This window comes from Vreelandella glaciei, from assembly GCF_013415125.1.
GTDB lineage: Bacteria > Pseudomonadota > Gammaproteobacteria > Pseudomonadales > Halomonadaceae > Vreelandella > Vreelandella glaciei.
The window spans coordinates 93,818-118,805 of record NZ_JACCDE010000007.1 but is presented as its reverse complement, the minus strand read 5'-3'; the positions used below and the strand labels follow the sequence as shown (position 1 = coordinate 118,805).

Genomic DNA, 24,988 nt, shown 5'->3' with positions numbered 1-24,988 from the left:
TTCATGATTGCTTTTTTAATATTTTTTGAAGCTAATATAGTAGTGTTAAGCTAAAAGCTTGTTTTAGCTTTTAGTGTAATTTTGTTTGGGTTTTGTGTAACGTTTATATGCCTTTTGTCTTTATTCGTTGTTTTATTAAATCATCAGGGTAATCCACATCAGAACATACCCCTGGGTCGCTGAGAGAGACGTATATAACACGGTCGCTATGCTTTTTGATGACAGTGTTTGCACCCTTGTCGTTTTCTAAAAGTGCCAGTTCGCTCCAGAATTTTCTTCCAAACACAACAGGGTGCCCCGGATTTCCTTGGTGTAGCGGCTGTACAATACTGTCTGGCGTGGCCATTTTTGTTAATACACTGCATGTCTCTTCGCTTACCCAGGGGAGGTCGGCTAACCATACTGCGGCAGCACGAAAATGATGTACGCTTTCATCGCTGCAGAGTTGTCTAAAAGCATCGCTAATACTGTAACCAAGGCCTAAATGACTGCGCTGACTAATGATAGTGTGATGTGTTGGTGTAAGGCCGAGTGACTGGGCGTTATCTTCGGGTTTGATAACAACGCGGCTATTAGAAAAAGTTTTCTGAATAGTCCGTAAAGTGAAGCTAAGCAGCGTTTCCCCATTGCCTAACTTGGCGACTCTTTTATCGCTGCCAAAGCGGCTTGATTGGCCTGCCGCCATCACGATGACCATGATATCGCTACAAGGCATGGCGTTCTTTTCCGCGAGAGAGGCGAGCAATATCGGCCATCACGGCTAGCGCAATTTCAGCCGGTGTTTTGCTACCCAGATTAAGCCCAATGGGCATGGCAATTCTTGCTATCTGGCTTTCTGTCAGGCCGCCGGAACGTAATAGTCGTTCGGCACGCTGTTGCGAGGTTTGCTGAGAGCCCATAACGCCAATGTAAAAGGCTTCCGTTCGGACAGCTTCGATCATCGCTAAATCATCAATACGTGGGTCATGGGTCAAGGCCACAACGGCGGTATTGGCATGGCAACCGCCCGAGGCAATAAACACTGAGGGCAGTACCGCCTGCACTTCCACGCCCGCGACAGCAAAATTTTGCCTAGCCTCGTCTCTGGGATCACAGACAATCACTTCAAAGCCCAGCGTTTGGGCAAACAGGGCGCATGGCGCAGAGATCGCGGAGATCCCCGCGATAATCAGCCGTAGCGCAGGGCCTATGCGAATATTGACGCTAGCTGTATCAAAAGTAACGGTGGGCTCGGTGTTACTCGATGGGTTAAAACGCTTGCCGCTGCCATCCAACTTGATACAGCGGGTTAGCGGTTGGCGACCCATTAGCGTGGCATGAATCACTTCAAGATGAGTGAGGTTTTCGGTGTTGGCTGCTATCCGTTCAACCAGTATTTCAAGGCTGCCACCGCAGGGTAAACGAATATTCGCTGAACCAGCATCACCGCCATATCGCACTCGTTGAACCGGTTCGTTAAACTCGCCATTCTGAAGCCTTGCGATAAAGTCTTCTTCGACACAGCCACCCGACAGTGATCCCAGATAGTCGCCTGTCGAACATGCTACCAGCATGGCACCCGGCTCCCGGGGGGCCGAGCCAAAGGTTTTCATAACTGTGCATAGCCAGACGGTCAGCCCCTGGTTGGCCCATTTCAACGCGCGTTCGATAACCTGCAGATCAAGGTGGTGCATTAACTAGCCGCCTCCATGGGGAGTCGAAGGGCGGCTTTCAGTGCATCGCGAATGGTGTCAGGGGTAAAAGGAGGGTGGGTAAAGCGTACCCCCGTGGCATCAAAAAGCGCGTTGGCAATCGCAGGAGCACCGGGTAGTGAGGCGGACTCTCCAACGCCGAGTGGGGGCAGTTCAGGACGATCAAGCAGCATGACGTCGATGGGGGGAAGCTCCGAGAAGCGCAGAATGGGGTAGCCGCCCCACTCTCTGCTGGTCGGTAAACCATCCTCAAAGGTTACCCTCTCCTTTAACGTGCGGCTGAGCATCTGGATCACATTGCCATGCACCTGATGGCGAACGCCAGCGGGGTTCACCATCAAGCCTGCATCCTGGCCTACATATAAGTTCTCGACGACAACCCGCCCACTCTTCACATTGACTTTAAGCTCAATGACCCAGGCAGCGAGCGCGGCGCCAAAGCCTGGAAACTTACTATGCACGTACTGGGCATAAGCGAAGCCTCGGCCATAGCGCCACTCGCCATCGCTTCTCGGGGTGGCGTTGGCGATGCCGGATTTCCAATTCGCGCGTTCGACTAATGCTTCGACGAGTTGGCAGGCGCGGTTATCGGTTAAATAGCGCAAACGATAGGCGACAGCATCTTCACCCGCCAAGTAGGCGAGTTCATCAATATAGCTCTCGTGGGCGAAGGTGCTGGGCAGCGCCGAGACACCACGTAGCCAGGAGGCGCGAACCAGCGTCGGGACGTCGTCGCACACTATTTGGCGATGAGGGTAGCGGTAGGGCGGCACCGACGTTCGATCCCCCATTTCAAAGGGAATATCAATAGGTGAGGCAGCACCGGTCAGCAGTAGTGCCAGGGTGGGCGCACTGTTAGAGGGGTAACGCGTATTAAAGCGATAGCCTGCTGGGCTGCCATCTGCGTTTAAGCCACCCTGAATGGCCATATACTGAGCAGCCCCTTTAGGCTCCCAGGTGTGCTCCTGCTCACGGGTTAGTTGTACACGAACAGGTCGACCCACCGCCTGAGAGAGCAGCACTGCATCCGCGCCAACGTCGTCGGCGCAGTTGCGGCCATAGCAGCCCGAGGTTTCCATGCGGGTAATGGTGATAACGCCTTCATCCAAACCGGTAAGGCGGGCGAGGTCGGCGCGCAGGCTGTGTGGATTTTGGGTGCCCGACCATATGTGAAGGCCATCTTCATTGGCATCAGCGACGGAGCACGAAGGGCCGATGGAGCCGTGCAGTTGGAAAGGCCACACATAGTGACGATTGAGCGGATGTTGTGCGGCAGCCAGAGCGCTGTCGAGATCACCCTCTTCGAGGAGTATGCGCTGCTTGCTGGGCAGGTCGAGCAGTGCTTGCTCTATGTTGTCCAACTGAGGCAAGCCTTCGATTGGGCGCCACTGGATCTTTAGCTGTTTGGCTGCGGCAGCAGCCTGCTCTTCACGCTCGGCCACCACGCCAACAAAGTCACCGACCACCACGACGCTTATCACACCTGGCAAATGCGCCACAGAGCTTTCATCTACCGCGATTAAACTGTTGCCAATAAAGTCGCCGCTATCGTGACCTACATAAGGCGGACGAATCACTCGCCCATGCAGCATGTTGGGCAGGCGTAGGTCGTGGATAAAAGTCAATTGCCCGGTGGCCTTGGCGGGTATATCCACGCGGGAGGTCGATTGGCCGACCAGGGTATAATGGCTGACCGGCTTAAGCGGCACCTCATCGGCAAGCTTTAATGCATGACGGGTGCCTAGCAGTAACTCCCCAAAGCTAACGGATGAGCGGTTAGTATCACTTGGCGTAATAGCGCCGTCCTGGCAGCTAAGTAGCGAGCGCTCAGTGTCAAAGTGCTTTGCTGCCAGGGTTAATAGGTACTCCCGCGCCTGTGCCGCAGCTCGGCGTAAAGGCTCGGCAGTGATCTGAATCGATGCACTGGCTATGGTGGGGCCTTGGTTGGGGGCTTCAACGGAGTTGCCAAGCACCATGGTGACGCTGTCGAACGCGACGCCGAGCTCTTCTGCAACAATTTGAGCGAGCGCCGTGCGTATGCCCGTGCCCAGGTCTACGTGGCCGTTGAAAGCCACGATATGACTATCGCTTAGTACGGCAATGAATATCTCAGGCTCATGGGGGGTGAAGTTTGAGTGTGTACCTGGCTGTCCGGGCGCGGGCTTGGGGGGCGTAACCGGGTCGCGATAGATCACCAGAACATCAGACCCATACAGCAGTGACTCTCTTGTATAGTCTGATTTATCAGCCATGTCTGCCTCCCACGCTCGCGTTTACGATGATCAGTGCGGATGAATTTTAGGTGATGAAAGAGCGATAACTAAGGTAAAATTATAGCGTGTACGCCATAAAAGCATGATGAATTGATCCAGCGCAAGCAGTATTTAAAGCGTTGATGCATCATTTTGTTAACCAGTGCCATACTCGATACACGTCGTCGCTAATAGATTAAGGATATGGAATGACAACGGATAGTGCGCTCAAACACTCGTCTTCCGGTGAGCACCCCACGCCTTCAGAGCAGGGGTATGATTTTTCTGAGCAAGTAGGCCATCTACTGCGTAAAGCTTACCAGCGGCATACGGCTATTTTTCAGCGCTACAGCAGCGATAAACAGCTCACGGCCATTCAGTTTGTCACGCTGTGCACGGTGATGGAGCGCGGGCCCAGCTCGTTAACCGATATCGTCAACGCTACGGCGATTGATCCAGCCACTATCCGTGGCGTCATTAAACGTCTTAAAGCGCGGGGGTGGATCTCGCTAACCACCGACCCCAATGATCAGCGCAAAGTCATGGTCGTGATCACTGAGGCCGGGGAGACATTAGTCGAGGCTATGGTGCCAAGTGCCAAGCAAATTAGCGATCAGACCATGAAAAATCTCAACCCGGCAGAGCGGGTTGCCTTAATGCATCTGCTGGAAAAAATGAACGCGGACTGATGACTCAACAGAGACGTCCGCTTCACCTGCGCTTTCGGGTACTCCTAACGCTTCATTAAGTATCCCAGTGTTTCATCCAGTCCAATCACATCGCCATATTTGCTATCGATATCAAACAGGTTGGCTTCATGGGGCGCGGGGTGGCGATCGCCCACGCAATCACGTACCACCATCACCCGAAAGCCGTGCTGTACTCCGTCAACGGCGGTGGCGCGAATGCAGCCGCTGGTGGAGCAGCCGGTGATGATCAGCGTATCGATACCCATGGTGACCAGCGTGGAGGCGAGCGAGGTGCCAAAGAACGCGCTGGCATACTGCTTGGTCATTACCAGCTCATCTTCACGGGGGGCCACCTCGGGGCAGAACTCGGCGTAAGGGTTGCCCGCCACCATCGCCCGCATGACCGGCGCCTTCTTGACCCAAATGCCGCCATCGATTTGATCCGGGGCGTGATAAAGGATGTTGGTGTGGATAACAGGCGTGCCAGTGCGCCGTGCGGTATTGAGTAGCGGCGGCATATTGGCCACCGCATCCACCACGCCCTGGGCAAATAGCGGCGAACCCGGCGTGGTGTAGCCTTGCATAAAATCAACCACCAGCAGCGCGGGCCTTTTGCCAAAACCGATGCGTCCATCCCACACGCCTCGGTAGTTGTCCGTGGCAGTGTTATCGCTAACGCCATCGCTGTTATCAGTCGTGTGTGGCGACATGGTCGTCTCCTTAATCAGCACTCTATATCGTTAATAAGTACCGGATCTTGTTAGTAAGCCCCTGACAAGAGGGCGCCCGCGCCCGGTACGATGGGCTCCAGGTCGAGTGCCTTGAGCATGGCATAGGTGGTCGCGATAGCTGCGGTAACTACCGGCTTCCCGGTCAGGGCTTCGACCTTGGCGACGGCCGGCAGCGATGGCATTTGTACACAGGCTGACAAGACGATAGCGTCCACGTTACTTAAATCGAGACTGGCGACGATCTCGGGAAGATTGGCCGGATCGTGGCGAGCGACATCCAGGTTATTAGGAATCTCAAGCGCGCGGTAGTCGAGCACATCGATCCCTTCCTGGCGGATGTAGTCGACCACCATTTCGGTCAGCGGCTTCATGTAGGGTGCCACCACCACCACGCGCTTGGCTTTCATCACACCCAGGGCATCAACCAGAGCTCCGGCGCTGGTGACCACCGGCGTGTCGCAGCCGTTCTCTTCGGTGCGGCTGCGCAGACGCTTTTGCGACTCTCGGTGGTAGCCGGGCCCCATCGCCATAATGGCAACCAGGCAGGCATACCCCATCACATCCACTGCCGCATCAGAAAGCTCCAGGGCGCAGCGATCCGACTCTGCATCCATGGCAGCCAGCTCGTCCTTGCTGACGTTCTTCATGCGCATGCGGCTGGAGTGGAAGGTAAAGCGCTCCGGGCGGATTAACTGCCGCGCCGTAAGCATGGCGGGTATTTCGGTCTCCATGGTGATATTGGAGCTGGGGACGATCTGGCCGATACGGTAGCTTTTGATCTCGTTCTTTATATAGTTGCTGGTCATGGTATTTGGCCTCTCTTAGAGCTCGCTGCCCAGGAAGTCTTCAAACGCGGCAAAAAAACCGTCGAAGTCATCCCAGGGAATCATGTGACCCGCTTGTTCCGCGGTAGAAATACGAACCGTCGGTAGCAGGGCGCGTATTTCGGCGCGATCTTCATCCTGGATAACCCCGCCCTTGCCTGCACACATCAGCAGCGTGGGCACTTTGATACCGGGGAAATCCTGGTGGATATCGACGCTGTGGAACTCTTCAAAGGCCTGAACGATGGCGGGCTCAAAGCAAGTGTGTAACCACTCGGCTCGCAGTCGCAGTTGCTCGTCGCTCCAGGTGGGGCAGTAGTGGCGCATGGTCTCGATATCGGCACCACGTGTGCAGTCGCGAATCGAATCCACGTACCAGGGCAGCTTGCTGGGGTACTCACGGCGTCCTGGCCCTGAAACCGGTGGGTCGATAAGTACCAGTTTGTCGATGCCCTTGGCGCCGCGACTCATGGCGCGTAGCGCAAAGCGCGCACCCATGGAGTGTCCGGCCAGAATGACATTGCTTAGACCTAGCGCATCGATAAAGGCGATCACATCGTCGGCGCAAGTGTCGGTGGCATAATCGAGCTCGGGCCCGGTAGACGACAAGCCGCGTCCACGGACATCCAGCACATAAGTGTCGAAATGCTGACCGAGCCGCTCGGCCACAAAACGCCAGGTGATAGCCGGGCTGGTAATGCCCGGTATCAGCACCAGCGGCTGGCGCGAGGTCTCGGCGCTGTCACTGAAGCGCAGGTAGTGCTGACGAATACCATTGGCGTGCACGTTGGCGCCATAGAGATAGGTGCTGCTCATGCTGGGCTCCCTTGACTGGTTGGTTGCTTCAGCGGTACTTCAAAGGGGTCATAGGCAAATACCCAGGCCGGATCTTCGTCTTCCCGTAACCAGGTATTGTCGTGGGAAACCTGCTGAACCCGCGAGGCGCGTTCAAAACGGTTGGTGCGGTAAAGCTCGAAGGCGTTTTGATAATCGGCGGCCCCCACTTCCTCCAGGCAGCGTACCAGCATGGCGGCATCCTCGATGGCCATGGCAGCGCCCTGGGCCATATGAGGCTTCATCGGGTGGCAGGCATCGCCCAGCAGCACCAGTCGATTTTCATGCCACAGTGGCAGCGGGTTGCGCTCCAGCAAGGGCCATTTGGTGACGGTTTCAGTGCAGTCAATCAGCGCTTGTACGGTGGGGTGGTAACCCTCGAATGCTTTGCGCATCTCTTCCCGTGAGCTGTCGACGAAGGAAGTGCCGTGGTTCCAATCGGGTTCAGGCACGCCGGTCACATAGTAATACTCCTTCTCGTCGCCGGTCACGAAGTACACCATCATGTGTCGGTCTTCCGACCACCACTTCACGCAGGCTTCGAAATCCAGGTCGTATGCCTTGAGTTTTTCGGCAGAGATAATTGCCCGGTGAGCGACCCAGCCGCTATAGATTGGAGCCTCTGGGCCCAGCAGCTTCTCGCGCAGCCGAGAATTGACACCGTCTGCGCCGATCACCAGGTCAGCCTCTTCCGTCGAGCCGTCAGCGAAGGTCATGACGACCTTGCCGCCGCTGTCGTCGACATCGACCAGACGCTTATCGAAATAGAGGTTGTCCTGGTCGAGCGTGCTGACCATCAATTCGTGCAGATCACCACGGTGTACGGTGATGTAGGCCGCCCCATAGTTTTCGCGAGCAAACTCGCCTAGCGGGATGCGAGACTGATACTCGCCAGTCATACCGTTGCGGCTAAACCAGTAATCGGGGTGTGAGCCCATGGCATTGAGCTTCTCCTCAATGCCGATCCGGCGCATCACTTTCATCACGTTGGGGCCAAGGTGAATGCCTGCCCCAAGACGCGTAAACGCTGGTGCCTGTTCGTATACCTTGGTGGGGTAACCCGCTTTCTGCAGTAGTGCGCCTGCAGCGGCGCCGCCAAGGCCCGCGCCAATAACGGCTATGGTGGGTTTATTGTTCATATCCTGGTTTCCTCGCTGTTTTATTCGCCTATCACTCGTTTCCGAATGCGTTCGTGAATGCTATAAAACAACGTATACACCATTTATTTTTTGGTCAAGAATTAGTTTCGAAATTATTTTTTAACGAATAACAGAGCGGTATTTTTAAATAAATATATGAATTTAATGGATTTATAGTCGTTTTTTTGGTTTTATGCAAAAACTTGAAAAACGCCTCCATAGAGTGCTATACGTTTATTAGGCTTATTTTTATAGCGTATGCACCTTTAATGCTCGATGGATATTAGCTCTGCACTTAGCTGGTGCAAGTCGATTGGCCGCCTGTGAAAGGTAGATGAAAATAGGCGGGTTTAAGGTGCTACGAAGTGTGTTTGGCAGGCAGCATTTATTAGTAACATCTAAGTCATATCCAAGCCCTATCCAGAGCAAGAGTGCGGGCTTAACAATAACGATGATGATCCCCTATGACGCTAAAGCTAACTATCAATGGGCAAGAACATGAGCTGGCCGTGCCGCCGCAGACACCATTGCTCAATGTGTTGCGTAACGACCTGGCGCTCAATGGGCCCAAGTATGGCTGTGGTTTGGGTGAGTGTGGGGCATGCAGCGTATTGATTGATGGCATGGCAGCACGCACCTGCGTGCTGCCCGTGTCTGCTGCCGTTGGTCATGAGGTCACCACCCTTGATGGTCTTTCCCAGGGCGGTGAGCTTGACCCTGTACAACAGGCCTTTATCGATGCTCAGGCAGCCCAGTGTGGCTACTGTTTGAACGGTATGATCATCACTGTTCGTGCGCTGCTAAATCATAATACCCAACCCTCTGCGCAGCAGATTCGCACCGCTTTAGAGCATAACCTCTGCCGATGTGGCACCCATGTTGAAATTCTCCATGCAGCGGAGCGTGCCGTGGTCATTAACGCGGCCGCGTTGCAGGAGGCTTCTCATGAGTGAAGGGTCGATGCTCCATGGCCAGCAAAAACAGGCCGGCATCCCCGCGCTGCTAGCGCAGGCACGTTTTGGTGTCGTCGTGCGTCCACCTTACTACCGGTGGAATGGTGAGCGTTTTGAGAGTGATCGCTTAGTGGGCGTCGATAGCAGCCGCATTGCCTCACTATCTGGATCTATTGAAGTCGTGGTGGAAGGGGATTTTGTGGGGGTGGTTGCCGATAGTTTGGCCTTGGCGACCGATGCCGCTAAACAGCTGAAGGTTGAGTGGCAGGCCGTTCACCAGACGCCCGAAAAAGCGCCTGAAAGCGATCAAGCGCCCTCTGATTCACCTCTTGTGCCTAGCCAGTCATACATGCATTCGAACCATGCGTATGGCTGGCCGAGTCGCATGCGCTGGGGCAGTCACCCCAGCTGGGTAATTGCCGATTGTGGCGACCAACAATTGAGTGTGTGGGGGCAAACCGTCACCCCAGCGGCGCTTAAACAGGATCTAAGCCGGTTAAACGCGCTGGATATTAGCCAGATTGAGCTTTATAGAGTTGATGGTAAGCACGCATCAAGTCAGGCCTCAGGGCTGGGTCGCCATTGCGGTGACGATGCCGCCGTGGATGCGGCGTTGATGTCGCGGGCGGTGGGCGGCCCGGTAGCCGTTTGGCTCGATGCCCGCTACGCCAAGGATGTTCAGGCATTGGGCCAAGCGCAGCGAATTAGCCTAAACGCGGATATTGCCAGTAGTGGTGAGATAGCCCGTTATCACTATCAGCAGGCCAATCTCACTGGTGAGGTGGCTGCCGTAGGGTTGTTGTTAAGTGGTAGGGCCGCGATAACAACGTCTAGCGCTGAGGCCACCGCCGGCGAGCAAGACACAACGCCGTTCTCGCCCTATGTATTTCGCGACCAATACCTTGCCGCACGCTCCCAGCCAGACTCGCTTTCCACCAATTCCACCTTGATGGGTATACAGCAGACGTTTGCTCGGGAATCTTTTTTAGATGAGGTTGCCCGCGAGAGTGACCAAGACCCTGTCGCGCTGCGGCTTCGACATCTTGAAGATGCGCGTGGTATTGAGCTGATTGAGTCCGTGGCTAAACGGGCCGAGTGGCAACGGGCGTTCAATCCATCAGTAAACTCTTTACCCCAGGATCTACTGCGCGGGCGGGGCTTTGCCTACTCTCAGTTGCCCGATCGGAATCAGCGCGTGGAATCGGGAGTGCGCTCTGCCTGGATTGCCGATGTGGAGGTCAATCGTGTTACCGGCGATGTTCAGCTTACCCGCTTGGTGGTGGGGCAGGACGCTGGCCCTGATGTGGATACTGATCGCCTTCAGCAAACGCTACAGGCCCGGGTATTGGGTGAAGCGCGCCCCCTTTTGGGGCAGGCGCCCAGTTTCGACGAGTGGGGTGACGGCAGTCGTGCGCTAACTGAGCGTGAATATTCCGCCGTATTGCCAACGACCGCTTCTGCGCCAAGCCCTGTTGATAAAGGCATTAATGAAACCGTCGGTGAAGACGTATTAACCGGGGCGGAGCTATCGCCGGGTGTTGCGGTAATAGCCAATGCGCTTTTTGATGCCACTGGCCTGCGTTTTCGCCAACCACCGTTTACCGCCAAGCGTGTGCGCCAGGCACTCGAAGCTTCGTCCACCGAGGAGGCAGGGCGCCCATCTAAATTGAAACCGCCGCGGTCAATGAACCGGCGCTGGTTAGCCGCTGCAGCGTTTACCACCATTGCGGGCACTGCGGCCGTGGCGTGGCCGTGGAAAGGGGCCATTGCACCGATTTCCAGACCAGCCGCCAACCTCTATTCCGCCGAGACCATTGAGCGTGGGCGACTCGTTGCGGCTGCAGGCGACTGCGCGGCGTGTCATACCACAGAAGGTGGCGTGACCAATGCCGGTGGGCGTGGGTTTGAGACACCTTTCGGGACGCTCTACAGCACGAACATTACGCCGGATGAGGCGACGGGGATTGGTCAGTGGTCTTACGCAGCCTTTGAGCGCGCCATGCGCCACGGCATTAGCCGTGATGGCAGCCACCTTTACCCTGCTTTCCCCTATACGGCATTTGCCAAGACCAGTGATGCCGATTTACAGGCGCTTTACGCCTACTTAATGGCTCAGCCCCCCGAGTCGACTGAAAAAAACGCCAATGCGCTCACTTTCCCCTTCAGCGTGCGCAGCTTAATGGCAGGCTGGAATACGCTTTATCACGATGCAACCCCTTTCCAACCTGACCCCATGCAAAGCGAACTGTATAACCGGGGAGCCTACCTTGCCGAAGGGTTAGGCCACTGCAGCGCTTGCCATAGTCCCCGCAATGCCATGGGCGCTGAGAAAATCGGCGAGGCGTACTTTGCCGGTGCCTTTGTAGATGGTTGGGAAGCGCCACCGCTTAATACGCTGTCGCGTGCGCCCATCCCGTGGAGTGAAACATCGCTTTACGACTATCTGCGCTACGGTGAATCTGCGCTTCACGGCGTTGCCTCTGGCCCTATGGCCCCGGTGGTAGCGGGGCTGGCTGAGCTGCCTGAATACGATGTGCGGGCCATTGCTCACTATGTGGCCGCCCAGATGCAGGCACCCACGGGTAATAGCGATGCGGCCGTGGTGGAGGCAGAGCAGCGCGTGACCAGCGCAGCGGTGAGCTCACCAGGGACTGAGGCGGGTGAGCGGCTATTCGAGGGCGCCTGTGCGGCGTGCCATGTTGATTCTGGTGTTCCTACCTTTTCGAGGGCGAGCACTAATCTGGCGCTGAATACCAATTTGCACAGCGATCATCCCGATAACGTTATTCAGTCAATTTTGGGCGGTGTTCACGCCGAACACGTTCCTGGTATTGGTAGCATGCCAGGCTTTGCCGACAGCTTTAGTAATACCCAGGTCGCTGATTTGGCGACCTATCTCCGAGCGCGTTTTGCTTCAGAGAAAGCGCCTTGGCAACAAGTAAAACAACGTATCGCCGATTTACGCCAGCCTCACCACAACAACACTCACTCTACTCCCTGACGTAATAAAACGAGGTGGACTATGAAACGTAGTAAATGGATATGGCTAGTATGGGCCGTCGTCTTACTCAGCTATTTAGTGCCTTACACCCTCTTGAGCGGGGTCGCGCTCTGGTACGGCAGCTTCCTGTTTTGGATGTTGGCAGGGTTGGCCATCATTGCGCTGAATGTGTTTATCACTAAAGATTTTGAGGAGCACAGCAATGACTGAGTCACTCATCTGGTGGTCTATTGCCATCTACTTATTGATCGCTATTGGCATTGCGATTATGTCGCGCCAAGGCCCTTCCGAAAGTATGTCGGGATACTTCCTGGGTAACCGACAAATGAACGGCTTTGTCTCCGCGCTGAGCTACAGTGCCACGACGTATAGCGCATTTATGATGGTGGGTTTGGCAGGTCTTACCTATGCCGGCGGCGTTGGCGCCCTAGGCTTTGAAATTATCTATTTTGCCGGTGTTTCCCTGGTGGCTGTTTTCGGGCCTAAATTCTGGGCGGTGGGCAAGAAGTTTGGCTTTGTAACCCCCAGTGAGATGCTCGGCCACCGCTACAACAGCAAACATGTGGCCATGGCTGTCTCGATTGCCAGTTGTATCTTCCTGATTCCCTACTCGGCCGTTCAGCTCGCGGGTGTCGGTTACCTGTTGCAGGGGATTACTGATGGCGCGATTACCTTTACTACCGGGGTGGTGCTGGCCACGGTGATCGCCATCTTCTTCTCCTATATCGCTGGGATTCGTTCGGTGATGTGGACCGACTCGCTCCAGGCCATCATGATGATTGTTGCCTCAACCCTGGTGGCCTTCCTGGTGATCCAGGGCTTGGGTGGTTTCGGCGCACTATTCGATACGCTGGCAACGGAACATCCGCAGTCACTCACGGTGCCTGGCCCTGGCCTGTTCAGCTTTGTCACTTTCCTGGGGCTCACCATTCCCTGGTTCTTCTTTAGTATCTCCAACCCGCAGGTCAGTCAACGCCTGTTTATGCCCTCTTCGCTGCGCTCCATGCGCCACATGCTGATTGGCTTTCTGGTGTTTGGTTTTATCTACACCATGGTCTCTGTGCTATGGGGTTTCTCTGCCTTAGCCGCTTTCCCAAGTCTTGAGCGCGCAGATTTAGCCACGCCTACGCTGCTGGCTTCGGAGTTTGTTCCGCCAGTATTAGGGGTGATCGTGATGATCGGCATCATGGCGGCCGCCGTCTCTACTATCGACTCGATCATGCTGACCCTGGCGTCCATGGTTTCCCGCGACGTCTATGCCAACGTAAAACCGAACGTCAGTGAAAAGCGCCAACTGCTGGTGGGCAAATTTGTGGTGCCGGTGATTGCACTGATGGCGCTGGCCTTTGCCGAGCTGCAGCTTGACCTTATTGCGGTGCTGTCGGTGGCTGCTTCCTCTGGTCTGGTAGCCATGGTGCCCGCACTTATCGGTGCCTTCTATTGGAAGCGCGGTACTGGCGTCGGTGCACTGATAAGCGTGGTGGGCACCAGCGTCTTTGTACTGCTGATGTATGCCACTGGCAATTCACTGCTGGGTCTGCCCGCTGGCGTTTGGGGCATTGTAGTCGCGAGTGTGCTGTTTGTTGGCGTTAGTTTAGCCACCAAGCCTCATCAAGCCACCACGGATGCTTTCTTTGCGGCTATCTCTGAAGAGCTGAGCAAAAAGCGCAGTACTACCACCGATCAAGCGACGAAAGAGGCGACTGCCTAATTGACGTTCAGCTTTGACCCGATAACACCATAGAGCGCTTGGTGTGCCCAAAGGCGAGCACGAGCGCTCTCAGCTAACACTTCCCGGTACGTTACAGCTGTGCTTTCGCCTGGGGAGTTAGGAGACTTTATGGATCACGCAAGCTTTGCCGAAATTTGCCTCCATCAGCTAAAAATGTCCGGCGTACATGAAGGCGAAAAACTCGTCGTACTGACCCAGGGCAGCGAACGCCTTGATTATGCGGATGCCTTTATGGCGGCGGGGCAGCGTTTAGGCGCCAATATGTACCACATGCGGTTACCCGCGCCGTTACCTACCGGTGGCTGGGCCGTGGGAACAACGGGGCTTGCCAGCATGCCCGATGCGGTGGAAGCGCTTAAAAACTGCGACATGTTGATCGATTGTATTTTCCTGCTGTTCTCTCCCGAGCAAATGGCGATTCAAGCCGCGGGCACGCGCATACTGACGGCGGTTGAACCGCCAGAACTGCTGGCCAGAATGTTGCCCACCAAGGAACTAAGAGAAAAGGTCGAGCTGGCCGCCGCGCTGCTGGAAAAAGCCAAAGTGATGCGCATCACCTCGCCCCACGGCACGGATGTAACCTACCAACTGAATACGTATGAGACGGTTGCTGAGTATGCCTGTACCGACGAACCGGGGCGTTGGGATCACTGGCCCTCTGGCTTTGTGTTTACCGGCGGTGATGACGATGGCGTTGATGGCACCATTGTGGTGGCGCCGGGCGATATTCTGCTTCCCCAAAACATGTATGTTCGAGAACCCATTACCTACACCATTGAAAAGGGCTGGATTACCGATATACGTGGTGGGCTCGATGCGGAGCTAGTGAAATCCTATATGGATAGCTTTAACGACCCGCGCGGCATGGGCATGAGCCACGTAGGCTGGGGCATGAACCCTAATGCCAAATGGCACCGCATGGTGCCGGGCGAGTTCCCGGGTGGCATGGGCATGGAGCCGCGTAGTTTCTATGGCAACGTGATGTTCTCAACCGGCCCGAACAGCGAGCTGGGCGGGTCTAACGATACTGCCTGCCATCTGGATATTCCCATGCGCAACTGCTCGCTCTTCCTGGACGATGAGCCCATCGTCATTGATGGCGATATCGTCGTTAAAGAGCTGCAAATGGACAAAAATTAAATCTTTGATAGCCATGATATTGATGAAAGTCCCTGCTTAGGGGCTTTTAGGCTGCTAACAAAGTCAAAGTGTATTTTTGAGAACTGATCCAGCATCTAAAAACTACTAAAATAAGGCGATTTTTTAAAATCTGAGGCACCCAATCGGGTGCCTTTTGTGTTTCTGGGCGGGAGGAGGGGTTAGAGCTCTTCCCACTCTGCCGTTTCCAGCTCGCTGCTCGTGACGGAAGAGCATCCATTAATGAAGCTTGCGCTATCGAGTTGGACAGCCTCCTTGGGTCGAAGCACCCTCGATGTCGGTAATGGCTTGGCGGATTTGCTCCAGGATCACCGTTGTGGCCATCGGTAGTGGACGATCAGCGGCGACGCACAGCGATAGGTGTGACCTGACTTGGCGATGGTCAGTCAGTACGTTAAAGGCGAGTTCCTGTTGTTCGACTTCTCGGGCAATGTCCAGGCGCGTTAAAAACGCAACGCCCAACCCTGATCGTGCTAAGGACTTGATGGACAGAATGCGGTTGCAATGTGCCAGGGTGGAAAATTGTAGATCGGTCGTGTCCAGCAGCCTTTGCAGTGTGGAACCAGCAAACATCTCGGTATCCGGCCGAATCAGCGGGAAGGGTGTGCAGTCTCGCAGTTTAAGAGATGGCTTTTGAGCGAGCGGGTGGCTTGGCGCAACAACTGCGCCAAAGGAGAGGTTAACTTTTTCAACAAATCTTACTTTTCGTGTGGGTGGTGCGTTCATGCAAATTCCGATATCTGCCTCACCCGTTACAACCTGTTCCAGGATATTAGCGGTGACCCCCGTACTAATGACGAAGCGCACCCTCGGAAAGCGTTGACCAAAGCGATGCAGGACTTCTGGAAGAACCCGGTCAGTCAGCGACTCGATGGTTGCGATACGGATTTCTGCACTGCCCGCCCCTCTGATGTCCCCCAGGTAGCCCACCAATTGACGCTCATCGCGCTGCCACTGGCGCACCTGATAGAGAATGATTTCACCCGCGGGAGAGAGTCTCATGCCGCGTGGCATGCGTTCGAAAAGGGGTACCCCCAGCTCATCTTCCAACTTCAGTATTTGCCGGTTGACGGCTGAAGCAGCGACATGCAAGTGGTCAGCCGCCTTGCGTAATGACCCGTGACGAGCCACCTCTTCGAAATAGCGTAAAGACAACAGAATTAATGACATCTGTGATGGCCCCGTATGGCTGGTCAAGCATTTAGGCGTTTAACTGTAGCATTTTTGGCAACAGTGGTGTCGAAAATTGGTTATAGACCAGTACGGTAGGAGGTGCATAAGATAAGGCCATTGCTTGTGACGCTGCTTTACAGGGGAGGTGTAGGTCACAGACATGAGGGCAATGTAACGGGATCATTCACAAGGGTAATAACTGATGACAGGCAAAAGATTGACGTCCATTCTGACCGTCGAGGCTATGGCAAGTGAGTGCATTTCGGCGCAAAAAACTGGAATAAATAAAATAAAGGCTTGGCCAATGAGGAGCTTATGATGGCTCAGTCACCTCACTTCTTTTGGCGGATTGCGCGCCAGTCAGGGGCCGTTGTCTCGATTCTGTTTGTCCTGCTGATCTGGACGCTTTTCTCAGCGCTGAACATTATGCCGCAGGCGATTCTGCCTTCGCCCGCCTCCGTCTGGTCCGCGACAGTCGAGATGGCCGAGAACGGTACACTTGGCCGCGACCTCACTGTGTCGCTGTCACGGGCGACGATAGGATTTTCGATTGGCACCAGCCTTGGCGTGCTAGTCGGGCTGCTGACTGGGCGTATGGCGCTGATGCAGGTGCTACTAGCTCCGGCGCTAACACTGCTACGCCCGATCCCCGCTATTGCTTTGGTTCCATTGGCCATTGTTTGGTTCGGCATCGGTGAAGGCTCAAAGTATTTCGTTATCAGCTATACCGTGTTCTTGACCGTCTGGTTCAACACCCATCATGGGATGCAGTATGTGCCCGACATCTATCTGCGCGCGTCGCGTTCACTTGGTGTGTCGCGGGCACGCGAATTCCTGACCGTGATTATTCCTGCCGCTGCGCCTTATATCCTTGCCGGAATTCGACTGGGTGTCGCTTTGGCCTTTCTCAGCCTTGTCGCGGCAGAGCTTTCGGGGGCCTCTTCAGGGATTGGCTATCGCTTGCAAGAGGCACGGCAATATATCCGCACCGACCGTATGTTCTCGCTTCTTATCATTCTAGGCATTCTAGGTGCGGTGGCGGATGTGATCGTCCAGCGCATCGGCCAACGCCTGGTCCACTGGCAGCAGGGGTGATCGCCATGACAAAGCAAGTAACCCAGGGCCATGTCTGTATAGACGATCTGTCCATCACCTTTGACGTACGTGGTGGCTCGATGGTCGCGTTGGCGCCCACCTCGCTGGAATTGTCGCCGGGCAGCTTTACCGCGCTGATTGGTCCGTCGGGCTGCGGCAAGTCGACGTTAATGAATGCGGTTGCGGGCTTCGTGCCTGCCACCACCGGGCGTATTACCATCGACGGTGCGCCGATCAACGGTCCCTCGGATAAGGTCGGCGTAATCTTTCAGCAGTATGCGCTATTTCCCTGGTTCACTGCGCTCGATAACGTGCGGTTCGGGCTGAAGCGACTGAAACTGTCGAAATCTGAGGAGCTCGACCGTGCCCGCGCCGCCATTGCCGAGGTGGGACTGGAGGAACATGCCCAAAAGTACCCACAGGAGCTTTCCGGTGGGATGAAACAACGCGTCGCCATTGCCCGTACCTTCGCCTTCGGGCCGCAGGTCATGCTGATGGATGAGCCCTTCGGAGCATTGGATGCGCAGACCCGGCTGGTGATGCACGACCTGCTGCTGAGAATCTGGGAAAAACACAAGGCAACAGTGCTGTTCGTTACCCATGATGTGGACGAGGCGCTGATTCTGACTGATGACATCCAACTAATGTCTTCGGGGCCGGGAAGGATCATCAAGCACTATCCGTTGGCCGAACCGCGCCCGCGCAAGCTCAACCGCGACAATGTTCATCTGCTGGAAACCCGCGATGAGATCATCGCGCTTCTACATCAATCCCACTAAATGAGGTTAACCATGCGCTTTCTGAAACCTGTTGCCGCCGCCGCTGCGTTCCTGATTCCACTGCCGGTCATGGCGCAAGATATCGTTTTCGGCTGGAACCCCAACCCCTCAACTCCCCAGGTTGATGTTGCAATGGCCAACGGCTATTTCGAGGATGCCGGTCTCAATGTGAAAATTGTTCCCTTCGTTTCCGGGCGTGAGGCTTTCGAGGCACTGCTGGGTGGGCAGGTGGATGTAGCTTTCATGGCCGAATTTCCTGCTGCCACCGGCATTCTGACCAATCAGCCTTTTGCTATTGTCGCCGATCTGACCCGTTATCAGGGCATGCGCATCATCACCAAAGATGATCCGCTGGACTCGGTCGCCGACCTGGAAGGTAAACGGATCGGTACGTCCATTGGCACCAATACTGACTTTTACTTATCGAACGTACTGGCATCCGAGGGTGTCGAGGCTGAGATTGTTAATGCGGCGGCCTCTGACTTGGTAGCGGCACTAGCACGCGGCGATGTGGATGTCATCGTGCCTTTCCCCACCTATTATGGCCCCGCCGCTGAGACGCTTGGTGATAGCTATCAGGAGTGGCGAGCCCCCGGATACCAAACCCACTATGTTTTGGCTGTAAACGCCGACATGAGTGAGGAAAAATCCGCTGCCATAGAGGATTTCCTCGGCACCCTGGTTCGAGCGAATGCGGAGGTCGCAGCTGACCCCGAGGCGGCAATGGACGCTACTGCCGCTGCCATGCAGGGAATCGTCGCACCAGAGGTGCTATCCGATCTGTGGGCCGACAGCGTTTTTGATTTGCAGTTGGGCTCCGACCTAGCTGAGCTTCTGCATAGCGAGACCGAATGGATCCTATCGCAAGGAGTGATTCGAGGGGAGGTGCTGACGCTTGAGACGGTCGAATCCTTCTTTGATCCTGCGCCCCTTAGTGAGGTAGCACCTGAGGCGGTCGATCTTGATTAACGCATGCCCTCTGCCCATCAAGCCGCCTGTCGAATATTGCTGGAGCCCTTATGATTGATCTTCGCAAAGCTTTTGAGACAGGCGGTGCACTGATTCTTGCCCCCGGTTATTTGCTGCTGGATAACGGCCCCCGGCCGGGCAAGGCGGTTCTGATACGCGAAGGGGTCTTCGCCGAAATCGGCGAGCCCGAAATATTGGTGAGGCGTCATGCGGATGCAACGTTAGTACAGCTACCGGAGCATCTGGTGATGCCTGGTTTTATCGACACGCACACTCACCTAACACAATCGCTGGGGAAGTCGCTGGTGTTCGGTGAGCCGTCCGAAATATTTCGCCGCATCTGGGTGCCGTTGGAGGGTAGCCTGGATGAGCATATGGTCTATCTTTCCTCGAAACTCGCTGCGTTCGAATGCTTGCGTGGCGGGTTTACTGCCGCTGTCGATGCTGGCACACGCTCAGCTGGGCATATCGGTAGGTTGGTCGAGGCGGCCCGCGAAACAGGGCTGCGCCTTGTTGTGGGCCAGATCTGCAATGATCTGGGCGGTGCAGCCCTGCGACCCGAGCGTGATGAGATCATCCGAATTGCCGAGGCGCATCTGGCTGCCTTCGCAGGTGACCGATTGATTCACCCATCGCTGGCGATCTCGATTCCTGAAGTGGGTTCGGACTGGATGCTCAAGCGTATTTCGGACATGGCAGCGGAGGCAGAAGTGACCTTCCAGACCCATGTGAATGAACATCTAGTAGCAGTAGAGCGCTCGCTAGTTGCTAATAGCCGCCGCCCCCTAGAACATCTAGACCATATCGGCGCCTTGGGGCCACAGGCGCTGATTGCGCACTCGACGCTGATCACTCCGCATGAGATGAACTTGCTGAAGGATAGCGGCACCGCCGTGGCCTATAACCCCGTTGCTTCCGTCTGGAAAGGGAATGCCATTGCGCCCGCCCTGCAGTTGCAGGCACTCGGCATCCGTTTTGGTCTGGGCACTGATGGCACGCGCGCCGATGGGTTCCGCCTGATGGATGCGGCAGAATCACTTCAGCGCGCGGGTTATGGCCTTGCCTCGGGAGACAGTTCCTGTGGTGGGGGATGGCTATGGCTGGAAGCGGCCACACGGATGGCCGCCGATGCCGTGGGCTTAGGCGCTGTGACCGGACGAATTGCACAGGGGTTGGCCGCCGACTTCCTGCTGGTTAACCTTGAACGTCCTGAGTTCACACCGTCACATGATCTGACATGGGAACTGGTGCGTTATGGCAACCGTGACCAGATTGATGCTGTGTTCACCAATGGCAGACTGCGCCTATTGCATGGCTGGCCGGTTGATTGGGATGCCCGTGAACTGATGCGCGAACTCCGTGAGCTTGCTGTCCCGGCTATTGCCGCTGCGCCGGTCACTCGTATTCACCCTACAGCAGACAGCATACTTGCGGGGCGTTCATGACGTTATCGCTGCTAACACTGCTGTGGGTAGTGGTGATGGTATCCGCGATGGTGCAAGGCACTGTTGGGATCGGCTTTGCTCTGATCGTTGCACCGGTGTTTGCCATGGTTGATCCGGTCTATCTTCCGGTTACGCTTCTTGTCCTGATGTTGCCGCTCAATGCCCATGTGGCGTGGCGCGAGCGAACAGCTATTGATTGGCGCGGCACTGGCTGGATTACGCTTGGCCGTTTTCTGGGCACTTTCGCAGGGCTGGCCTTATTGCTGGCGTTGAGTGTGCGACAGATGGAGATTGCCGTCGGGCTTTTCACTATCCTCGCCGCGCTGGTTGCTCTTTTCGCGCCGCCATTTATGCCGCGCCGAACATCAGCCACTAGTGTTGGCTTGTTCACCGGTATCAGCGAGACCGCGACCGGAATTGGTGGGCCACCGCTTGCGCTTCTCTATCAGCACGCACCGGGCCCACGCCTGCGCGCGACTGTTGCGGCCTGCTTTCTGATTGGAGAGGTTTTCTCGTTGATCGTGCTGGCTCTTGGCGGCAGGGTCGGCCGCGATCACCTTGTCGCGGCCGCCCTATTGATACCGGCGGTGATCCTGGGCAGCTTTCTGTCGCGTTATGCCCACGCCCACATCCCGGCGGCGCGGCTAAGACTTGCCGTCCTCTTGCTCTCGATCCTTGGCGGACTTGTCTTGATCGCCTAATTAGGAGTAGTAAGCAGATCCTCTTGGACGATGACAATCAACTGCTGGGTTATGCAACGGCTAATCCCAGCTTGCCAGTTGGTTTCGGTACTGCCTCTGGGCCTGGCTGGCACAGATCGGCGTCAGCCACACTTTGGTACCGGGCAAACACTGGGCCAGCGTAGCGCAGGCGATGGGAGTGAGGGCTCCCAGGCGTGGGTAGCCGCCTATTGTCTGACGATCATTCATCAGTACGATAGGCTGACCATCCGGTGGAACCTGCACTGCCCCCAAGGGAATGCCCTCGGAAATAATGCCGGTGAGCGAGCCATGCAAGGCAGGGCCGGTCAGTCGTACGCCCATACGATCGGCGCGATTATCCACTGTCCAGGGTTGGTTGAAAGCTTGGAAAAGGGAGCGGCCGCTGAAGGCGGCGATTTGCGAGCCGAGCACGATGGGTAGGCGGCAGTTTGATGCTGGCATCTGCGGGCCTTGGCCTTCCGCAATACGGCGAACCGCCGAAGCGGTGCCTTTCCAGGTCAAGCGGTTGCCCACTTTTAGCGGTTTACCATCTTCGTGCAGGCCGCCCAGTTGCTCGCGGGCGGTGCAGGCGCGACTGCCAAGCACCTCCGGTGCATTTAGCCCGCCAGGAAAGGCGAGATAGGCGCGCAGGCCTTGGCGCGGTTGGCGAAACACTAGGCACTGACCGGGCATTAGCTTGAAGCTGGTATTGGGTGCGAGCGGTTTGCCATCCAACTGAGCGTCTAGATCGGCGCCGGTCAAGGCCAGGCGCACTTCGCTTTCGGTTTCAAAACTCAAACCGCCGCCCATCACAATTTCCAACGCGGCGCTGTTTAAGGCGTTGCCGAGTAGCCAGTTGGCCCAGCGAAATGAGATCCAGTCGGCGGCACCGCCCTGGGTAACCCCTAGATGACCAACCCCAAACCGGCCGGCATCCTGAATCAGTGCGAGTGGCCCCGCTTGTTTAACGACCATGGCGTTTTGTTTTTTATTGATGGCGACGTGGTTCATGGGCGCTCCTCCATTGGGGTGGTATCGCCACCGTCCGCTTCAAACTCCGCACGGGAGATCGCTCTAAAGCGCACCTTGTCGCCAGGGCGGAACAGCGGTTCGCCGCGCTTGGCGTATTCGAATAGCGGCACATTGGTACGGCCAAGAATGTTCCAACCACCGGGTGAGAGCAGCGGATAAATCGCGGTTTGCCGATCGGCAATGCCCACACTGCCTGCGGCTACTTTACGGCGCGGTGTTTTTAGGCGCGGCGTCGCTATTGCTTCATCGACTAAGCCCATAAAGCCGTAGCCGGGCGCGAAACCCAGCGCGAAGACACAGTAGTCATGGTTACAGTGCTGCTGTATCAGCTCGTCAACGCTCAAGCCAGCGCGTTTGGCGACCAGAGGCAGTTCGGGACCGACACTTTCGTCATACCACACGGGAATATCGTGTAGCTCACCCGCCTGAGTGTCGGCAGGTTCGAGGCCGGAAAGTGCCTTATTGATCAGACCGAGCGCCTCGGCGTGATTCATTTGCTGGCAGTCGTAATGGACTAGCAGTGTGGTGTAGGAGGGCACTAAATCAATCAAGGCAGCCCCGAAAGCACCGCGCAGCGCTTGGTCGGCGGCGATCACCCAGGCCATGTTGGCCTCGTCGATGGTGTCGAACAGTCTCACCATCAAGGCATCCATGGCGGCGGTTTCAACTCTTCTTTCACTAATGGGATTCACGCCTGCTCCAGCGCCTGAAAGGCCTCGCGAATAGCGCGCACCGCCGCCACCGATTCAGGGTTATCACCGTGAACGCAAAGCGTATCGCAGGCTAGGTGCAGCGGCGTGCCGTCGAGTGCAGTGAGCGGCTCGCCTTTGGCCAGCTTAATGGCCTGATTCACAATGGTGTTCTGGTCGTGGTGCACGGCGTTGGGTAGCCGGCGCGAGGCCAGGTGGCCATTGGCGTCGTAAGCGCGATCGGCAAAGGTTTCGAACCAGAGGGTAATGCCCAGTTTGGCAGCCAGCTCGCGATGTGGTTCGGGGTCAGCAGTCGACATGATCATTAGCGGCAGGCTCGGATCGTAAGCACGCACGGCCCGCATGACGCCTTCGAGCAGCGCCGGGTTGGCGGCCATGTCGTTATAAAGCGCGCCATGAGGTTTGATGTAGCTCAACTGGGTGCCTTCGGCTTGGCAAATGCCCGCCAGGGCGCCTACCTGGTAGAGCACCATGTCTTCAGCCTCTTCCGGCGAGCAGGCCATGGAGCGTCGCCCAAAGCCCATCAAGTCTGGGTAACCAGGGTGGGCGCCAATACGAACGTCATTCTGAACTGCTAGCTTGACGGTGCGGCGCATCACATGAGGATCGGACGCGTGGAAACCACAGGCGATGTTGGCGCAGTCGACGTAAGGCATCGCATCGGCATCTAGGCCGATCGTCCAGTTGCCGAAACTTTCGCCCATATCGCAATTAAGCAGGGGAATGGCCATAGCGACTCCTGTCGTTGATGCTGTGGTTGGCTGAAGCTGATTTGTAATCCACCACCAATATATGAACACGGCAAGCTCAGTGCCAATCGTTTTTGACGATACTAACTATCGGTCACTCCTATCATATTGTTATTTGGTGGAAAAATGGTTGACGCTTGGGCACGATACGCTTATCACAGTAAGGGCGGGGCGTGATAATAGCGTTGGTGGGATAACCCTGCAGGGAGTGGTCTCAAAGTTGCATAGTTAAATAAATATACAGTTACCCGATAGCCAAGGGGTTAGCTCTCTGCAGCCAGCTTTACGTATCAGCACGACGATGCTTATTTATCCCAGAAAGTCATTTGTAGGCGAGTCATTATGCTCGATTTTAAAGAACTGGAGGCGTTTGTATGGGCGGTGAGGCTCGGCTCTTTCCGTAAGGCAGCGACCCGCTTGCACCTTACTCAGCCTTCTGTTTCCGAGCGTATTTCGCGTCTTGAAACCACGGTAGGGGAACTGCTCTTGGAGCGCGCCGCTCGGCCTATCCAGCCCACCATGCGCGGCCGCGAGTTCTTTATGCACGCTGAACGCATGCTGCACCAACGTGATAAGGCGATGAAGCTATTCGATAGTGAAGAGGCGTTTTCTGCACCATTGCGGCTCGGCACAATTGAAACCATCGCTCATAGCTGGTTCCCCGATTTTATGCGCCTGCTCACCGAGCGGTATCCGCGGCTGATTATTGAATTGACGGTTGATTACTCGTCGGTTCTGAATGAGCGGCTGCTGAGTAATGAATTGGATATTGTGCTGGCGATGAATGGCTATTCGCCTCAAAAGCAGATCGAGTACGAGTCGCTGAGCCCTTATGAAATGGGCATGTTCGTTTCCCCGCGGCATGCCAAGCTGCTGAGCGACAGTGCCGAACTGTGGTTTAAGCAACTGCCGTTTATTTCGTTTGGTAAACAGGCGCGCCCCCACTCAGAGTTGGTGCGGTACTTAGCGGAGCAGGGCGTAGCCAGCCCGCGTATTCATTGCGTTAGTACATTAATGACGATTGTGCGTATGACTACCGAAGGGTTGGGAATTGGCGCGCTGCCGGTCGCCACCGTGCTGGAAGAGTGGCAGCGGGGGGAGCTCTACCGCTTGTCACTGCCGGTGCCGTTACCCGCCATGCACTATGATGTGATATGGCGCAACGCTAACCACCCACGCTTTTGTCGGGGCGTTGCTCGGCTGGCACAGGAATGTGCCAGCCGCTATGCCCAGGCGCGCCGTGCCGATATGACAACAACACTTTTCTCTGGGCGCTGGGTACCCAGCAGCGCCTCCTCTGGCACCACCGACGCAACACACCATTAGCTCCA

At 55.9% G+C, this 24,988-nt stretch carries 23 protein-coding genes; 12 read left to right on the top strand and 11 right to left on the bottom strand.

The genetic code is table 11. The annotated features are described in order from the left end of the window. Nucleotides 1-103: 103 nt before the first annotated feature. From HZS80_RS06890 to HZS80_RS06880, 3 genes are read right to left on the bottom strand one after another with little or no spacing between them, the layout of a single operon-like run. Nucleotides 104-715, bottom strand: coding sequence for a nucleotidyltransferase family protein (locus HZS80_RS06890; RefSeq protein ID WP_179915577.1), 612 nt, complete (start codon nt 713-715; stop codon nt 104-106). Further along, on the bottom strand, nt 705-1,673 hold the full coding sequence (locus HZS80_RS06885) for an XdhC family protein (protein WP_179915576.1): 969 nt from the start codon (nt 1,671-1,673) through the stop codon (nt 705-707). Before HZS80_RS06885 ends, HZS80_RS06890 begins: the two co-directional genes overlap by 11 nt. Then, nucleotides 1,673-3,943, bottom strand: a complete 2,271-nt coding sequence (locus HZS80_RS06880; protein WP_179915575.1) for a xanthine dehydrogenase family protein molybdopterin-binding subunit — start codon at nt 3,941-3,943, stop codon at nt 1,673-1,675. The genes HZS80_RS06885 and HZS80_RS06880 overlap by 1 nt, the downstream gene beginning before the upstream one ends. 209 nt (nt 3,944-4,152) lie before the next feature. On the opposite strand from HZS80_RS06880, the gene HZS80_RS06875 reads away from it, so the two are divergent. Further along, nucleotides 4,153-4,632 carry a MarR family winged helix-turn-helix transcriptional regulator gene (locus tag HZS80_RS06875; RefSeq protein WP_035581334.1) on the top strand — a complete coding sequence of 160 codons (480 nt, stop codon included), beginning with the start codon at nt 4,153-4,155 and terminating at the stop codon, nt 4,630-4,632. 44 nt (nt 4,633-4,676) lie between these two features. On the opposite strand, the gene HZS80_RS06870 is transcribed toward HZS80_RS06875, so the two are convergent. The 4 genes from HZS80_RS06870 to HZS80_RS06855 are packed head-to-tail and all read right to left on the bottom strand — an operon-like array spanning nt 4,677 to nt 8,160. Next, complete coding sequence (locus HZS80_RS06870; protein ID WP_179915574.1) at nt 4,677-5,342, bottom strand: N-carbamoylsarcosine amidohydrolase; 666 nt, start codon at nt 5,340-5,342, stop codon at nt 4,677-4,679. Nucleotides 5,343-5,392: 50 nt separating this feature from the next. Continuing rightward, entirely contained in the window at nt 5,393-6,142 is a 750-nt protein-coding gene (locus tag HZS80_RS06865) for a maleate cis-trans isomerase family protein (RefSeq protein WP_445533562.1), read from the bottom strand. 42 nt (nt 6,143-6,184) lie between these two features. Continuing rightward, complete coding sequence (locus HZS80_RS06860) at nt 6,185-7,003, bottom strand: alpha/beta fold hydrolase (RefSeq protein ID WP_179915573.1); 819 nt, start codon at nt 7,001-7,003, stop codon at nt 6,185-6,187. Continuing rightward, complete coding sequence (locus HZS80_RS06855) at nt 7,000-8,160, bottom strand: FAD-dependent monooxygenase (protein WP_179915572.1); 1,161 nt, start codon at nt 8,158-8,160, stop codon at nt 7,000-7,002. Before HZS80_RS06855 ends, HZS80_RS06860 begins: the two co-directional genes overlap by 4 nt. A gap of 464 nt (nt 8,161-8,624) precedes the next feature. Here HZS80_RS06855 and HZS80_RS06850 point away from each other — a divergent pair, with 464 nt between their 5' ends. The 5 genes from HZS80_RS06850 to HZS80_RS06830 all read left to right on the top strand — a co-directional run bounded on the left by HZS80_RS06850 (nt 8,625) and on the right by HZS80_RS06830 (nt 14,986). Further along, nucleotides 8,625-9,113: a (2Fe-2S)-binding protein gene (locus tag HZS80_RS06850; protein ID WP_179915571.1), complete on the top strand. Its 489-nt coding sequence runs from the start codon at nt 8,625-8,627 to the stop codon at nt 9,111-9,113. Further along, nucleotides 9,106-12,114, top strand: coding sequence for a c-type cytochrome (locus HZS80_RS06845; RefSeq protein ID WP_246361770.1), 3,009 nt, complete (start codon nt 9,106-9,108; stop codon nt 12,112-12,114). Before HZS80_RS06850 ends, HZS80_RS06845 begins: the two co-directional genes overlap by 8 nt. Nucleotides 12,115-12,135: 21 nt before the next feature. After that, complete coding sequence (locus HZS80_RS06840; RefSeq protein WP_022521540.1) at nt 12,136-12,324, top strand: hypothetical protein; 189 nt, start codon at nt 12,136-12,138, stop codon at nt 12,322-12,324. Then, nucleotides 12,317-13,825 (top strand): sodium:solute symporter family protein, encoded by a 1,509-nt coding sequence (locus tag HZS80_RS06835; protein WP_179915569.1) that lies wholly within the window; start codon nt 12,317-12,319, stop codon nt 13,823-13,825. The genes HZS80_RS06840 and HZS80_RS06835 overlap by 8 nt, the downstream gene beginning before the upstream one ends. A gap of 129 nt (nt 13,826-13,954) precedes the next feature. After that, entirely contained in the window at nt 13,955-14,986 is a 1,032-nt protein-coding gene (locus tag HZS80_RS06830; RefSeq protein WP_179915568.1) for a 2,5-dihydroxypyridine 5,6-dioxygenase NicX family protein, read from the top strand. A 252-nt stretch (nt 14,987-15,238) separates the two neighbouring features. Here HZS80_RS06830 and HZS80_RS06825 read toward each other — a convergent pair whose 3' ends face one another. After that, nucleotides 15,239-16,174, bottom strand: a complete 936-nt coding sequence (locus tag HZS80_RS06825; RefSeq protein ID WP_179915567.1) for a LysR family transcriptional regulator — start codon at nt 16,172-16,174, stop codon at nt 15,239-15,241. 321 nt (nt 16,175-16,495) lie between these two features. On the opposite strand from HZS80_RS06825, the gene HZS80_RS06820 reads away from it, so the two are divergent. From HZS80_RS06820 to HZS80_RS06800, 5 genes are read left to right on the top strand one after another with little or no spacing between them, the layout of a single operon-like run. After that, complete coding sequence (locus HZS80_RS06820) at nt 16,496-17,272, top strand: ABC transporter permease (RefSeq protein ID WP_218927612.1); 777 nt, start codon at nt 16,496-16,498, stop codon at nt 17,270-17,272. Between the two features lie 5 nt (nt 17,273-17,277). Beyond that, a complete protein-coding gene (locus tag HZS80_RS06815; protein ID WP_179915565.1) occupies nt 17,278-18,051 on the top strand; it encodes an ABC transporter ATP-binding protein in 774 nt (257 codons plus the stop codon). Continuing rightward, on the top strand, nt 18,052-19,020 hold the full coding sequence (locus tag HZS80_RS06810) for an ABC transporter substrate-binding protein (protein ID WP_218927611.1): 969 nt from the start codon (nt 18,052-18,054) through the stop codon (nt 19,018-19,020). Between the two features lie 50 nt (nt 19,021-19,070). After that, complete coding sequence (locus HZS80_RS06805) at nt 19,071-20,465, top strand: amidohydrolase family protein (RefSeq protein ID WP_179915564.1); 1,395 nt, start codon at nt 19,071-19,073, stop codon at nt 20,463-20,465. After that, nucleotides 20,462-21,166, top strand: a complete 705-nt coding sequence (locus HZS80_RS06800; protein ID WP_179915563.1) for a sulfite exporter TauE/SafE family protein — start codon at nt 20,462-20,464, stop codon at nt 21,164-21,166. The genes HZS80_RS06805 and HZS80_RS06800 overlap by 4 nt, the downstream gene beginning before the upstream one ends. A gap of 60 nt (nt 21,167-21,226) precedes the next feature. Here HZS80_RS06800 and HZS80_RS06795 read toward each other — a convergent pair whose 3' ends face one another. Genes HZS80_RS06795 through HZS80_RS06785 form a run of 3 tightly spaced genes read right to left on the bottom strand, consistent with a single transcriptional unit; the run spans nt 21,227 to nt 23,639 of the window. After that, complete coding sequence (locus HZS80_RS06795; protein WP_179915562.1) at nt 21,227-22,177, bottom strand: 5-oxoprolinase subunit C family protein; 951 nt, start codon at nt 22,175-22,177, stop codon at nt 21,227-21,229. Beyond that, nucleotides 22,174-22,881 (bottom strand): 5-oxoprolinase subunit PxpB, encoded by a 708-nt coding sequence (pxpB, locus tag HZS80_RS06790; protein ID WP_179915593.1) that lies wholly within the window; start codon nt 22,879-22,881, stop codon nt 22,174-22,176. The genes HZS80_RS06795 and pxpB overlap by 4 nt, the downstream gene beginning before the upstream one ends. A gap of 5 nt (nt 22,882-22,886) precedes the next feature. Continuing rightward, nucleotides 22,887-23,639, bottom strand: coding sequence for a 5-oxoprolinase subunit PxpA (locus HZS80_RS06785; RefSeq protein WP_035560627.1), 753 nt, complete (start codon nt 23,637-23,639; stop codon nt 22,887-22,889). A gap of 360 nt (nt 23,640-23,999) precedes the next feature. On the opposite strand from HZS80_RS06785, the gene HZS80_RS06780 reads away from it, so the two are divergent. Next, entirely contained in the window at nt 24,000-24,983 is a 984-nt protein-coding gene (locus HZS80_RS06780; protein WP_035560631.1) for a LysR family transcriptional regulator, read from the top strand. Nucleotides 24,984-24,988 lie beyond the last annotated feature (5 nt).